This window comes from Nitrosopumilus ureiphilus, from assembly GCF_013407185.1.
GTDB lineage: Archaea > Thermoproteota > Nitrososphaeria > Nitrososphaerales > Nitrosopumilaceae > Nitrosopumilus > Nitrosopumilus ureiphilus.
In genome coordinates, this window is sequence record NZ_CP026995.1 from 1,807,427 (window position 1) to 1,820,957 (window position 13,531).

At 32.5% G+C, this 13,531-nt stretch carries 19 protein-coding genes; 7 read left to right on the plus strand and 12 right to left on the minus strand.

Translation table 11 applies throughout. From position 1 onward, the window contains the following. Positions 1-4 precede the first annotated feature (4 nt). The 7 genes from C5F50_RS10735 to C5F50_RS10765 all read right to left on the minus strand — a co-directional run bounded on the left by C5F50_RS10735 (position 5) and on the right by C5F50_RS10765 (position 5,298). The gene (locus C5F50_RS10735; RefSeq protein ID WP_179371324.1) at positions 5-694 is read right to left on the minus strand and encodes a tetratricopeptide repeat protein; all 690 of its coding nucleotides are present in this window, start codon (positions 692-694) and stop codon (positions 5-7) included. Continuing rightward, on the minus strand, positions 687-3,251 hold the full coding sequence (locus C5F50_RS13115) for a CFI-box-CTERM domain-containing protein (protein ID WP_246282048.1): 2,565 nt from the start codon (positions 3,249-3,251) through the stop codon (positions 687-689). The genes C5F50_RS10735 and C5F50_RS13115 overlap by 8 nt, the downstream gene beginning before the upstream one ends. 217 nt (positions 3,252-3,468) lie before the next feature. Beyond that, on the minus strand, positions 3,469-3,753 hold the full coding sequence (locus C5F50_RS10745) for a hypothetical protein (protein WP_179371325.1): 285 nt from the start codon (positions 3,751-3,753) through the stop codon (positions 3,469-3,471). A gap of 8 nt (positions 3,754-3,761) precedes the next feature. After that, positions 3,762-4,160, minus strand: a complete 399-nt coding sequence (locus C5F50_RS10750) for a hypothetical protein (protein ID WP_179371326.1) — start codon at positions 4,158-4,160, stop codon at positions 3,762-3,764. Positions 4,161-4,182: 22 nt separating this feature from the next. Beyond that, on the minus strand, positions 4,183-4,536 hold the full coding sequence (locus C5F50_RS10755; protein WP_179371327.1) for a helix-turn-helix domain-containing protein: 354 nt from the start codon (positions 4,534-4,536) through the stop codon (positions 4,183-4,185). A 34-nt stretch (positions 4,537-4,570) separates the two neighbouring features. After that, complete coding sequence (locus C5F50_RS10760) at positions 4,571-4,789, minus strand: hypothetical protein (RefSeq protein ID WP_179371328.1); 219 nt, start codon at positions 4,787-4,789, stop codon at positions 4,571-4,573. A 56-nt stretch (positions 4,790-4,845) separates the two neighbouring features. After that, on the minus strand, positions 4,846-5,298 hold the full coding sequence (locus C5F50_RS10765; RefSeq protein WP_246282049.1) for a hypothetical protein: 453 nt from the start codon (positions 5,296-5,298) through the stop codon (positions 4,846-4,848). A 171-nt stretch (positions 5,299-5,469) separates the two neighbouring features. On the opposite strand from C5F50_RS10765, the gene C5F50_RS10770 reads away from it, so the two are divergent. Both C5F50_RS10770 and C5F50_RS10775 read left to right on the plus strand, forming a co-directional pair. After that, the gene (locus tag C5F50_RS10770) at positions 5,470-5,628 is read left to right on the plus strand and encodes a hypothetical protein (protein ID WP_179371329.1); all 159 of its coding nucleotides are present in this window, start codon (positions 5,470-5,472) and stop codon (positions 5,626-5,628) included. Between the two features lie 40 nt (positions 5,629-5,668). Next, a complete protein-coding gene (locus tag C5F50_RS10775; RefSeq protein ID WP_179371330.1) occupies positions 5,669-5,872 on the plus strand; it encodes a hypothetical protein in 204 nt (67 codons plus the stop codon). A 204-nt stretch (positions 5,873-6,076) separates the two neighbouring features. Here the strand turns inward: C5F50_RS10775 and C5F50_RS10780 are convergent, their stop codons facing one another. Further along, positions 6,077-7,366: a DUF7482 domain-containing protein gene (locus C5F50_RS10780; protein ID WP_179371331.1), complete on the minus strand. Its 1,290-nt coding sequence runs from the start codon at positions 7,364-7,366 to the stop codon at positions 6,077-6,079. A gap of 287 nt (positions 7,367-7,653) precedes the next feature. Next, positions 7,654-8,577 (minus strand): IS5 family transposase, encoded by a 924-nt coding sequence (locus tag C5F50_RS13420; RefSeq protein WP_425340043.1) that lies wholly within the window; start codon positions 8,575-8,577, stop codon positions 7,654-7,656. 306 nt (positions 8,578-8,883) lie between these two features. Here C5F50_RS13420 and C5F50_RS10790 point away from each other — a divergent pair, with 306 nt between their 5' ends. Beyond that, complete coding sequence (locus C5F50_RS10790) at positions 8,884-9,309, plus strand: hypothetical protein (protein ID WP_179371333.1); 426 nt, start codon at positions 8,884-8,886, stop codon at positions 9,307-9,309. A 244-nt stretch (positions 9,310-9,553) separates the two neighbouring features. Here the strand turns inward: C5F50_RS10790 and C5F50_RS10795 are convergent, their stop codons facing one another. Continuing rightward, positions 9,554-10,000 (minus strand): hypothetical protein, encoded by a 447-nt coding sequence (locus tag C5F50_RS10795; protein ID WP_179371334.1) that lies wholly within the window; start codon positions 9,998-10,000, stop codon positions 9,554-9,556. Positions 10,001-10,123: 123 nt separating this feature from the next. Here C5F50_RS10795 and C5F50_RS10800 point away from each other — a divergent pair, with 123 nt between their 5' ends. Continuing rightward, the gene (locus C5F50_RS10800; protein ID WP_179371335.1) at positions 10,124-10,642 is read left to right on the plus strand and encodes a hypothetical protein; all 519 of its coding nucleotides are present in this window, start codon (positions 10,124-10,126) and stop codon (positions 10,640-10,642) included. Between the two features lie 39 nt (positions 10,643-10,681). Here C5F50_RS10800 and C5F50_RS10805 read toward each other — a convergent pair whose 3' ends face one another. Then, positions 10,682-11,092 carry an ArsR/SmtB family transcription factor gene (locus C5F50_RS10805; protein ID WP_179371336.1) on the minus strand — a complete coding sequence of 137 codons (411 nt, stop codon included), beginning with the start codon at positions 11,090-11,092 and terminating at the stop codon, positions 10,682-10,684. A 228-nt stretch (positions 11,093-11,320) separates the two neighbouring features. On the opposite strand from C5F50_RS10805, the gene C5F50_RS10810 reads away from it, so the two are divergent. Together C5F50_RS10810 and C5F50_RS10815 are read left to right on the plus strand one after the other, a co-directional pair. After that, on the plus strand, positions 11,321-11,665 hold the full coding sequence (locus C5F50_RS10810; protein ID WP_179371337.1) for a winged helix-turn-helix transcriptional regulator: 345 nt from the start codon (positions 11,321-11,323) through the stop codon (positions 11,663-11,665). A gap of 74 nt (positions 11,666-11,739) precedes the next feature. Next, complete coding sequence (locus C5F50_RS10815) at positions 11,740-12,276, plus strand: hypothetical protein (RefSeq protein ID WP_179371338.1); 537 nt, start codon at positions 11,740-11,742, stop codon at positions 12,274-12,276. Here C5F50_RS10815 and C5F50_RS10820 read toward each other — a convergent pair. Beyond that, complete coding sequence (locus tag C5F50_RS10820) at positions 12,263-12,751, minus strand: hypothetical protein (protein ID WP_179371339.1); 489 nt, start codon at positions 12,749-12,751, stop codon at positions 12,263-12,265. The genes C5F50_RS10815 and C5F50_RS10820 overlap by 14 nt on opposite strands. Before the next feature lie 117 nt (positions 12,752-12,868). On the opposite strand from C5F50_RS10820, the gene C5F50_RS10825 reads away from it, so the two are divergent. Next, the gene (locus C5F50_RS10825) at positions 12,869-13,270 is read left to right on the plus strand and encodes a hypothetical protein (protein ID WP_179371340.1); all 402 of its coding nucleotides are present in this window, start codon (positions 12,869-12,871) and stop codon (positions 13,268-13,270) included. Positions 13,271-13,531: the final 261 nt, after the last annotated feature.

The following is a 13,531-nucleotide window of genomic DNA, read 5'->3' on the forward strand; positions in this document are numbered from 1 at the left end:
GATGTTATTGAAAATTCATTCTTTCTTCGCATGATTTTATGGCTTCTTGAATATTTGGAGTATCTGGATTAAGTTCAAGAGTTTGTCTCAAGCAATTCAGAGCACCCTTAAACATTCCCCTATTACGTAATGCCAATCCTTTGAACATGAGAGCCTCAATAAATTCAGGATTATGATTTAGCACCATATCAAAATACTTTGTAGATTCACCATACTTTTCTAAACGATAAAGAGAAACTCCTTTTCTAAACATTGCACCATAATGATTTGGAGATTTTTTGATAACCTTATCATAGAAGTGTATAGCTTCTTTGTCTTTTTTTAAACCGGCTAATGTCATTCCTTTCAAGAATAACACGTCAATATTATTAGGTTCTATTTTTTGGGCTTTATCAATTTGGTAAAGTGCAGTATGAAAATCTCGAAACATTACAAGAGCCTCTGTTTGAGATGTAAGTGCATGAATATTTTTTGGATCAATTCTCAATACCCTATCAAAAGCATCTACTGCCTCAGGGTATTTTCCAATTCCAGTTAATGCATATCCAACCATATTCATAACATAGATATCGTTTGGTTTTATCTCTAAGGCTTTTTCATAGCATTCTAAAGCTTTGGCATAATCTCCTTGTTGTTCGGCTGCATAACCTTCATCAACTAATACATCAATTTTTTGTTCATTTATGTCATCCATGTTCATCTGTGGATAATTTGTTAAAAAAGAACTTTCTAAACATGACAATTACAATAGCAGGTGTGACAAAATACATTCCAACATTAAGTAATATCAAACTAATTCCATAACCTAAAACTTCAATCTCTGAATCCATATCCACATAATTCAAAATAGACAAACTAGAAATCATTGGAGTAATTGTAATCTTGACCATTTCTTTGAATAATGGATTTTCACGTTCATAATCAGCAATTATTGGTGAAAATGAATAATAGAAATCATTGAATGTTTCCATGAATGAAATTCCTGATTCCGTTTGTAATAATGAATTATCTCTTAACTCTCGTAGTTGTTGAACCTGTGGTGCTAGTTCTGAGCCATAAGTTGCAGTGGCAATGAGACAACCACCTTTATCTGATTTAGGCTGAGACATTGTAGAGGGTTTTTTTGTTACTGAAAATGAAGTGATTGCGTTTTCTAGAATTTCTTGAGGCATGTTTAACAAATCATCTTTAGCGGTAAACAAACCAATCTCCCAAGTATCGGCATTATCTAGAATTTCATATCTTGCAGAAGCTGCATTAAAAGTAGAACCGTCTGAATATGTCTCATCTTGAAAATAAACAATATAGTACATTGTTTGACCTTTGTTTGTGATAGTACTGCCCTTGTCAAGTAAAGAAAAATTTTTACAAGTATATCCATCAGTATCTAAAGTTGCCTCGTTACATTTACTTTGATAATCATCGTCAAGCTTGTCAATGTATTGCTTAGTGTTTAATCCTCTATAATCCAAGTCATTTTCGTATTTTGATACCGAAATCTGAGTATCATAGTTATTAAATTCAGGAGTAAACCAAACATAGGTGAAATAATTTTCGTCTTGTATAACTTCATCATCAACGTACCAATCAGATGGATAATTTATCGAAAAACCGTAATTGCTTTCATACGTAGTAAATGTATCTGTGGGCAAAGTTGATTCTTGTTCTAATTCAAAAATATTCATAGAACCAATCATTTCTGCATATAGTTCACTGTAAAGATCCCACTCCTCTAATGATGAATCATAAACAAATTGCCAAGCCTGATTATTAATTGGAATTTCAGTTTCAAGATAAATGCGATCTTCCATAACCCCCACAGAATCTAAAGTAGAATAGTAAAAGGCAATAGCATATGCAGAAAGTCCATCTTCTGTTAAAATATCTGACTGGATTAACTCAAAATCGCTGCATGATAATCCATCTTCTTGGATTGAAAGCGATGCACATGATTGTTTTTCTTCTTGTATTAGATCATTTAGATATTGATTACCCGAAAGACCAGTAATTCTATACGTATCATCTATTATTGAAACGCCAAAAAATGCATCCCCCTCCAGGGTTGGAGAAAACGAAACTATTCCCACCCAATTTTCATCGTGATAAATTTGATCATTTACAAACCAATTATTTGGATAGTCAATTGAAAACTCATATTCATCACTTGTAAAAGTCTGAAAAGACTGTAGAGATTTTGGTAATTGTACGGTACTCTGAGATAGAGGGGGTTTAGTGGTCACAGTAAATGAGACAGAGTTGAATCGTTCATTTCCATAATAACCTTTTACAGAATAGGTTCCTTGTTGTGAATTATGATCAAGCGTAAGAAGAATAGATTGAAAATCACCATTTCGTGTTACCACTGTTCCTTGAGTTTTTTGTGTTCCATCAGGATATGTTATTGTCAAAACAAAAGGAGTGCCTCTTTCATAAGATTCAACTTCTCCTGAAACGGTAACTTGTGAGGTATGTGTCCTTGAAACTGTAAATGAATTATCATTTAGAACAAGATTACCAGTTATTTTTTCAGATGGAGCAGGTATTGGTTCAGCCTTAGGTGGTATCGGCTCTATTGGTTGTGGCACTTGTATTTCTTGTTCCTCATCGGAGGTGAGGCTTAAACAGTAATTTGTTGGACCGTTGTTTTGCAACATGCAATCAATTTTTAAATTCCAATCTTCTTGTTTATTTTTATTCGTGCTGTGTCCTGTCTCATCATCATAAAGTGCATTCATGTCTGTCATACCATCTACATATGTTTGAAAAATTTGAACTGTAATTTTATTTATTTTTTCACTGTCAAAAACCCCATCTGGACATGAAAATGTTTTACCTAGCAAGTCGTGTTCAAATCCTCTTGCTTGAATTTCTGTTATATCCAAATGTCTTTGTTCGTGATTTAACAGATACTGATTATTCTTACTATTTTTTGCATCTTCTTTCACCCAAGAATCAGTAGGATAAAATGATGCAGTGCCGTCAACTTGGGTAATTTCATACCTACAACTACCAGAGTCTATTTTCTTAAATTTCCAGTTTCCAGATAAATTTGTCCATGTAAAAGCTGAAAAATCACTTTTTTCTCCTTTATAGTTTTCAGGCCACACACCAGGTGTTCCCTGAAAATTTGACCAACCTAATTGTTTGTATGGAATTTTTGGAGACTGGGCAAAAATTTCAACTGGAGGAGATAATGTGATCAAAGACAGCAAAATGAAAACGAAGAATAATGATGTAATTTTTTTATCCATTATTTTACCCGTAGCCAATAATGATTTATAGAGCAGATAGACTTAAGCGTGTCTCTGATTATTAGATAAATTTAAAATCTAATTAAGAGAAATTTCCTTTTGATACTGTTCAAAAAGTAGAATCTCAAAGCTTGAAGACCATACGGAATTGGTTCAGTGGAAAATAAAATCACAATTGAATTTTAAAGTATCTACATAAAATTACTACAAAGTTTATTTAGTCATCAACAAATGACTCTTTTTTGAGACCCTCTGGGAGTGTCAGATCTCCTTGAAGTAAATTCTTCTGAAGCAAAAGAATTACGTCTTCAACATCATATCCTAATTTTTCTAATTCTTTCTCAGTATTTTTTGAAATTTTTGCACCAATATTTTGCCCACCTATTCTACCAAATGCAATTGCAGTAAAACGAAATTCATTACCATCCAGAGTAAAATTTCCGGTAATTTTTGCAGCCATCTGGCTTCCATGAACATTGTTAATGTGAACTTTAAGATCCATTTTAGAAATTAAATTTCTACTGCCTTGTTAATATTATCATCAATTAAAAAGCTCCAATGCTTGTCATCTTCAATTTTGAAATTATTTATTTTGAGTGGAATAATTTGCTCATCTAAGCATTCATGCTTTATTTCTCCATTTTCTTTTAGTCTCACTAATTTCCATTTGTATTTTCCTTGTTGTAATTTGCATATTGTTACTGCCCATTTTGCATCAGGATCGATTTTTGGCATTCCTACCAGATCAGCTATTTCTTCAATGCCCAATTGTTTTTCTTCACAAAATCTTTTCTTACAAACACCACATCTCCAAACATCAACAGAACCAATAGTTCTCTCATCCACGTTGATGTTTACTACTCCAAAGTAAACTGGCTGATGTTTACAGGTTTCAGTGGCAATACTCAATGTTGGTCATCCATCATTAGTATTATTTAGTTCTTGCATCATCGTAAGGCTTTTCTAAAATTACCCCTATATTATCAACAATTTTATTTCGTCCAAAGGCAATATTTTCTCGCTCACACATTCTTCTATACATATTAACTGCAGTAAATCTAGGATGCATTGCCTCAAATTCACTTTCAGTAATATCAATAAAAGCTCCCAGAATCATTAAATCCTTAGATGCTTTTTGAGCATCTCCTTGAGATATGTCTAATTTTTCAGCAATTTTTGCTGCAGACATTTTTCCATGACATGTAATTAGTAAATACACTTTGGCTTGAACAGGTTGTAATTTAATTTCAGAGATCAAATCATTTTCAATTTTTGAGAAATCCATTATTTTGAAAATAAGTCACAATGAAATAAATGATCTATTTTTTGACTGATAATTTCTTAGAAATTTTTAAAGAGAACCCCATAGCAATAAAATGAACAAAAGCACCCAATATCACTCCTAAAAATAAATCATCAAGAATTATCCACACTAGAACAAAAGTAGAAAGTGATGGAATAGTAACAATCAAGGCAATGATGGTTCCTTTTAAGGCAATATCACGAATTGAAAGTTTAGAGGACTCATTACCTGTCAATGGTAAAAATTTGAAAAATGGTAATAAAAACCAAAGATTAGTCAGAAAATATTGTCCTAATTTTTTACTTGATTTTTCTGAGAACTTGTAAAATTACTGAATTGAGATAATGCTGTTGCATAGGATTCCATCATTATGTGTAAAAAATTATCATATGTTTTCAATCCAGATATCTGTATTTGAGTAATTTCTTGCCCATATTTTGCATACATGTCAATTTGATCTAGATATGATTGTGTTGGTGTTTGTGCTAGTTTTTGAAATGTTTTCAAAATATTTTGGTCAATGTTTAGTTTATCAAAAAATTCCTTTTCAGACACACAACATGAACCAATTGCATCATCCAAAGTGTAAAGGTAAGTGGAATAAAGATCAGAATATTGTTGAACTCTTGAGGGTATTTGTGACTCTAATTTTTGAATAATTTGAGAAGAATTATTTTTCATTATATCACAGATAGAGATTTTTTCCTTAGAAGTGTCTTTTTGAGGGACATCAGTTTTACTCACACCATAATATAGACAATAATGCGTTTAACTAAATTCCCAAATTGAAATTAAATACATTGTAAGACAAAACAATAGAAATCTTCAAAAATTATCTCAACAATAGTTTTGTAACCAAGAATTTATTTTCCAAATTGGATAAATTGTTTTATCATTTCAGGATTTACAAAAAGAATGGGCTGGTTTTCACGTAAAAAAGAAGTCATTATAGGAAATATTTGTCCAAAATGCGATATGGAATTTTCAGATCCTGAAAGAACTTTACGTCATATTGAAAAAGCCCATAAACCTAAAAAGAGATTTGATTGTGATTCATGTGGATTTAAAAATTGATCGAGGTTTTAACAAATATCAATAGTTGGTGAAAATAGTAATGAACAACAAAGATAGAATCAACAAAATTTCAGGAATTGCAGTTCTTGTAATGTTAGCAGTGGTAATATCAGGATACATTACAGGAAGTGTTTCGTTATTAGGAATTTCAAATGACACTTTACTTTATGTTGTTATGCCAACAGGATTAATCTGGTTTGCTACTAGGAAAAATGGTTGTGGCAGTTGTAACCAAATTTCTTAATTTTAAAAATTTCCAATATCTAAAAAATTTGTAAAAATATTATCAAACGAAATTACCTAGTTTTGGATATTTGGTTAAATGCTATTAAATTACATTTAGTATACTAGATTGGTACGAATCTATCTAGACAATTGTTCATTCGTGTATGTGTTGTGATACAAAAAGTAATACATACACGAAGATAGAAAAAAAGAATTTGTGATCCTATTGGAATGGATCAATAAATGGACAGTTAACAATATGGTCACTATCCATTGGTCTAGCAATACCGATGTCAATCAAGCCAGCTTTCTTGTATGCATTCATGTCATCAATGGTTTCTAGCAATTGTGCACTAGAAGGATCATTCCATCCTATCATGAAGATTCGCCACATAGGTGAATAGTTTGCATCACCTGGAGCTCCTGCTGCAATTCCTGCTTGGAATCCCAGAGGACCAGAACCTTTCAGACCATTTTTGAACTGATACAAATCCACAGCTGCTGCATTGGCAATCAAACTAGCTGACGTTGGTGCACTTGTAACTCCCATCATATTTGCAGGACCACTTGGCGTTGCATCTGTTACAATGTAATAGATGGTCCTACCATCAGGACCCCATCCACGATGAGCTATAAACGTTACAGTCTTTTTCTTTTTGTCAATATCAAGGACTTGTCCACCACCGTACGGTGTTTCATCAGTCAGTGTCTTGTCTTCTTTGACTGTCATCTGACCATCAGGCCAAACTATCTGAGGCATGTTCAAAACTACAGAGATTTCGGTAAGTGTGACGTCACCGCTTTCAGATGCAGATTGAATCTTTGCTTCAGAATCAAGTACTCTTGGCTGTGCTCCATCATTCCATGTAACATGTACGTGTGAAGTTAGTGCACTGTACACATCTGCTTGTGCAGGAGTACTGGTGAAAACTTCGCCTTGGAATCCATGAACACCGTCACCACTAACACCATTTACAAACATGTATGTTTTTGATAGTGCAGCTTTTGGTGCTTTTGCCAAAATAGGAGCAAGTTCTACTTTCCAACCTTGGTTCTTTGAAATTGTGTCTGCATGTGTGGCATCACTAGAATCAGTAATGATATAGTATACTTCACCACCGTTGTAGAATCCCTTATGCATTGGAATTTCGGTTGGAATATTTGCTCTTGACAATCTAAGAACAGAACCTAGATCTTTTTCTGTTACATCTGTTGTTTCAGTAGTTGTTTCTGCTTTTGTAGTTGTTTTTTGAGTGGGTTGAGGAACTTTGGCTGTAACTTTTCCTTGATCTGCTTCCCATCCTGCCTTACCGCCAGGATAGTCTTTACAGAGAACGTCACCACAAACAACACCATTATTGGCAGAACCATATGAGTTAGTACCTATTCGTCCAGGAGCATTACTACCTTGACTTTTAGCTGCATCAGCTTCAGTAAAATAATTTGAAGCCATTCCTGCTGTAAACAAAGGTATCAGAGCCAGTATTGCTATGTATCTTAGACTCTTATTCATTGATTATAAGATTGAATTTTCATTAAAAAGAGTTTTTCCAGATCAAAAAAAAGTGTCAAATGAAAGGTGTAAAGTAATTTGGGAATCAAGTTAAATACTAAAATAATATTTACAGTAATTGCTAAAAGAATACAATAACTCGTGATGAAAATATCCTAAAAAAATTTGTAATAAAGAAACAAAATTAGTCAAAGAAAATACGATATCGTTTAGATTCACCAATAGAGAAATAAATCAAACTTTAGAAAATTATAACTAAAATTTACGTCTATACTGTCCAAAAGATATTAGCATACGAATATTTTGATATAGGATTGTTGATTGGCCGTGTAGAAACCATGCCAAACTAACAAACTATCCCTAGTAATCCTGTAACAATTATACGCAATCATTCTATACATTACCTCCCTGTTCTGCGTAATGATGTGTCTGGACATCACGTACTCGCCTAGCATCCTCTTTATCACAGAAAATATTGTCTCTGTCTTGCTTCTCTGGTGATACGTATCCCAGTCAAAACGTCTCTTCATGTTCTTTCTGTGGAATCCCCTGGTCTTGTAGATTTGTAGCGTCTCATGTTTGGGACGTATTATGGTATATTGTATTCCCAGATTTTTTGTCATGACGTGGTTCTGCTCTGAATCATAGCCGCGGTCTGCAACGACTGTCTCTACTGGGATTATCTTGGCAGCACATTGCAGTAACGAGACAAAATCAACGCTGTCGTGTCTCCTGCGATGCCGTATCTTAACTACACAAACAAGCTGTCGTTTCATGTCCGAGCAAACTGAGATTTTGACAAACTTCCTTCGCAGTCTGGCACGTTTGGTGTAGTAATATGATGACTGACCGTGCGAGAGTCCTGTTGAATCGATTCCTGCAAACATTTTGCGTATTCTGGCATGAATCACAAATGATTCCAGGATTTTCTGCAGCATGCCGTGTGTCAGTCTTGCAGCTGCCTTTTGCAGCGTGGTGTAGTGTGGGATTTTACACAATCCAAGGAATTGTTGTACACCAAAACATTCATGTAAAAAATCAACGAATCTTCGGTAACTCTTAGACTCGTACTGACGCAGTACAAGCAAGACAAGGTGCTGCCATACCGTATACACATGGTTGGAACGTTTGTGAAGGTATGGTGGTATTCTTGCCCTTTTGATTATACTCATCATGCTACGAGCCATTCTCACATATCGAGATGACTTCATGGTATCGTGTAACGATGTGGTTAGCTTTAGATCTGCCTATGGAATCGGATCTACAAGTTTGTTAAAATTAGATGGTTTCTACAGAGCCATTATTTCATATTTGACTTAATATGATTATTACTGTTCAAATCCCAATAGGTATATTGATATGAATCATTTTAGAATTATAATTATTTTATTAAGAACATATGTAATAACATCCGATGATGTGATTTTTTCATTCTATGATTTTAGAATAATATTAAAGTGCAATACATTGCAAACAGAAAACTTAGTTTATATATCAAAAAATTTTATTCGTGGTTTATGAGCAAACAAATCCAAACAGAATCAACAGTTGATATCTATAATGTCTACAAACAAAATGTAGAAAAATACTTTGATAGTGTAGAAAGTACTGTACCACAATATTTTCAATCATTAACAGGTATAGAAGAAGAATGGTGCAAGACTTGTAAGAATACGGCCATTTCGGCAATCTCTTTGCAACAGGAATTTGCAAAAAAGACAGGAATTAATCTTGACATTCCAGAAGCAGCACGAAATGCAATTATAGACACCAACAAACAAATCATTAAAGTAAGATCTGTGCAAAGCCAGATAATACAAGCAGCAGGCAAAGCAATCCAACAAAACATCAAAACATGGAATGATAATGCAAGTGTTTTTTCTGATTTGAATAGAAATATTCTTCAATCATGGATTTCTACATTCACACAAACAAGAAACTAGTGTGATTTTTTTCTTTTTTATTATTCAAAGTAAAGATGAAGATATCAGGTCTATTTTATCCTAGTAATTTGACATTACAAAATTCCCAGATTTATTCCAAATGTCTAAAATTGCTCATCTTATTAGATTATTATTTTAATGGAAAAATTCACCCAATTTTTATTCACAAAATAGAATTTATTCAGTATCATAACATCTGTTTGTGTGTTGAAATAAAAAAATTATTGGGATATTTGGAATAAATTTACACTTCATATCCCATAATTTTGGCATCAATTAAGGCAGGATCAACTGCTTTAACCAAAACAGTGATGGTAGAGTGTTGTATATCTAGCCAACCTGAAAGTTTTGCATCAACAGTCTCCGTGTCAGAATGTACACTTATCAGTATATTTTTCACATCAGTTGTGCCATCATTTTGGATTCTGTAAACAATTCGATAGGTTATTGCATCAGAATCTGCGCTTGCTGGAACATAGCCTTTTGTTGATTTAACTGAAACCTCAGAACTTTTTTGAGGTTCTGTAACTTGGATTAGACTCAAGTCCACATCGGGTTCTGGTTCATCTAATACAACATGTCTGTCCCTGACTAATTTTGCATCTGCCTCATCAATACTTCCAGATATGGTTGCAATTGCAAATATTGCTACAATAGCAACCAATCCAATGTATTTTGTTTCTTGTTTCATAATTAACATTATAGAAAATACAATTTATCAAAATTCCCAGATTCATTCCAATTGCTTTGTGATACATTGCAATTGGATATAATGTGGGAATTGGATTAAATCAAATGTTGTCTAAATAAGGGTATGGTTTCATCAGTAACCAAAAGTAAAGGTACATCGACTGAAAAACATATTGGAATTATAACCGTAATTCTTCTTCTCTTTGTAATTTTCATTGCAGCATATTTAACAGAGGCAGATGGCTACAAACAATCAGGTCAATTAGAAAAAACACCCCAAACATTTTACATGCGAGGGGACTTGAGTGAAAAAACTCAAGAAAAATCTTATGGGGGAGATATTATTGGGGATTTTACCATTATTGTAAATGTTAATGATGTAAAGATATTAGCATCACTTGATGATTACACCCAACATAGAATAATGGATGCATGGCTAATTGATTCAAATACAGATCAAATGATAAACATAGGAACCTTTGATGGGAATAAACTAACCAACAATATTACGATAAAAATTTGGTCATACAATGTCATATTAATCACAGAAAAAATATATGATGAGAATTCTAAAATTGATGTTCCCATAGGCGGATCTTTGTTAGAAAAAGAGCCAGAATACAAAAGTTGTAAGTGTGGATAAGCTTCTTTTGAGTATATTCAAAAAAGTGTTTTTGATTCTTTAGAGATAGGTTTTCTTTTGGTTTATTTTACTGTCTGCTTTTTTCAAAACAATATCTAATACATTTAGATTTTTCATTAATAGTTCGGATACAAAATACATCTTCCCATACTTCTCTCCAAAAGTATCCACCAAGTTATTTTTATGTAAAATCTTCATGTTGTGCTGAATTCCTTTGTACTCCATTCCTAATTTTTGGGATATTTGATTGATGTTGGATGGCTCTTCAATCAATATTTTGATGATTTTCAGTCTGGTGTATCTTCCACTCATTCCAGTGAAGACTTCGATAAATAATTTCATTGCATATGGATCTGGGTTTTGTTCATCAATTGTAAAATATTTAGAAATAAATTTGGAAAATCCATTCCCTACCAAACTACAAACAACATCATCATTATGTCTAATCATAATATTGTCATGTCATAATGTATGATAAAGTATTGCAATGCATTGCAATATAATTTGATAATTTAGATAAATCCAACTAAATATGATGAAGTCTAGACACTATACGGATATAAAAAACGATGAATCGTAATTCTCGGAAATAGAAAAAAAATTGTCTTGCAGTGAACAACAATGCATTTGGAAGTAATATGGCAATTTGATTATACGTAATTCTTACGTAAATTAATTATGAATGAAAGAAAAAGAATAGATAAAAACATGGAGAATCTATTTTTTAGAACCGATGGAATAAGAAAAATAATTTGTAAAAAATGGTCATTAGAAATAATAAATATAATTGATAAGAGAAAACAATTAAGATACAAAGATATAGCATCCATGTTTGAAGGTATTAGTCCTACTGCATTAAGTTCAGTACTAAAAGAGCTTGAGATGGAGAAAATTATCAAAAAAGAAAAATTTAATGAAATCCCTCCAAGAACAGAATATTCGTTATTACAAAGAGGGGAAGATCTTTTGCATGCAATAACACCATTAAAAAAATGGATAATGGTAGATAAAAGAACTACATAATTTTGTAGTATAGAAGTTTTGAACAGATTTTGGGCAATTCTTTAAAAATCATTATTTATGTGTAAGAGCGTCAAATGGAAAAAGATTCAAAAATTAAAACCCGTACCGTTTCATTTCGAATTCCAGAAGATGTTCTTCATGAAATTGAAAAAGTGGCAAAAACAAAACTAATCTCCACAAATGGATTAATCAATCAGATCTTAACGCAGTATACATCATGGGATAAATACGAAGATAGGATTACAATGTTTCGAGTGCCAGGAGAAAGTTTGCAACATATTTTATTACATCTTGATGAAGTACGAAGAGGAGAAGCAGTTGACATTATCTTCAACATTATACGCGACTGGACACTAGTATCAAAGAAAAAATTTGACATATTCTCTTGTTTAGATACACTTGAGGTTTACTGTAGAATGGTAGGGGTTTCAATAGAAGATCGTGTTTCAAATGGAGTACGATCATTTGTTATCATGCACAATCTAGGCCAAAATGCCTCAATTTTAATCAGTGATTTGGCACACAAAATATTTTGGGAATTAACAAGGAAAAAAATAGAAACTGAATTGACTAAAACAACAGTGATTGCAAAAGTCACTACTGATTTTTAGCATTTATTTCATGAATGTCTGACTGTTTTTGTGTTATTTTAGATTCTGATTCATTTTTAATGATTGTTGGTGTGTTTTCAAAAAAATCACATCCTCTTTGCAATGCTTGAATGTATAAAACGGCATTACTATTAATTGACCTCATATTATTTTTCAAATTCTTTAAACTCTCAACATATAGAGTATCTATATTTTGGATTAAATGGATCCAAGCAGTGGTATTTTGCTTTACAATTCCTGTAGGGATATGTGGAATTAGTAGAGAACCATATTGATTTGACATTTTATTTTGTAATTCTAAACTATGCTGTATAACGTTCAGAGATCCATACAAAAATTCTGAACTTACCTGACCACACATACCGAAAACTCTCTTTGTGAGATTATCTATCTCATCTATACTTTTTGCATAGTCTTCTTTTAAAAGATCTACAGTTTTTTCCTGTTCATTTGATTTAATTTCATGTTTAGTCAATTTTTAAATCCAAATAAAATATAGTATTATTTATCATAAAAAGATATACCCACATCTGCAAAGAAGTAATTGCAACTGTTTGCACGGATTTATAACTATTAAAACAAATTTGATGTAATGTCAGTTATTGTTTCAGAGGAATCAGGAATTCTTTCCAGAGAAATAATGTCATCTGAAATAGAATTCATCTGTCTAATTAATACAAGAGGAAGATTGGTTGACTCTCTTGGGATTGATTGTATTGATATGCCACAAAGCAGCAGAGAAATGTTCTTTATGAAAATTGCACTTCGAAATTCAATGCAAAGAGACTTTGATGATTATTTAGGTCATGTAGATTATTGCATGACCCAACGTGGAAATAAAAAATTCATTACAATTCCACTTTCTGATAAAAACACAATTTTAGCTGTAATTGACAAAGAGTCTAATCAGAATAATGTGATTCTAAACATCATCGAGATGGTAAGAAGAAATGAACAAGATCTAGATAAAAATATTCTGGAGGTTAAATCCTAGATTGAATCTTTATGATTCAAAAACAATTCGTTGTGTGCAATGTGACAAGGTAGTTGGTGAAATCGATTTTGACGCCCAAGTTATTCGTCCAATGTGTGGCCAGTGTGATGACCCAAAACCTGATGTACTAGATCAACTATCCTACAGAATAAAAATCCATTCTAACAAAAAGGTAGAAAATCCCATTCCCATTTAATATTCAATCATAATTTTTTAAAAGAAAATACAATAGTGTTCAGTTAACAAAAATAATATTTTATA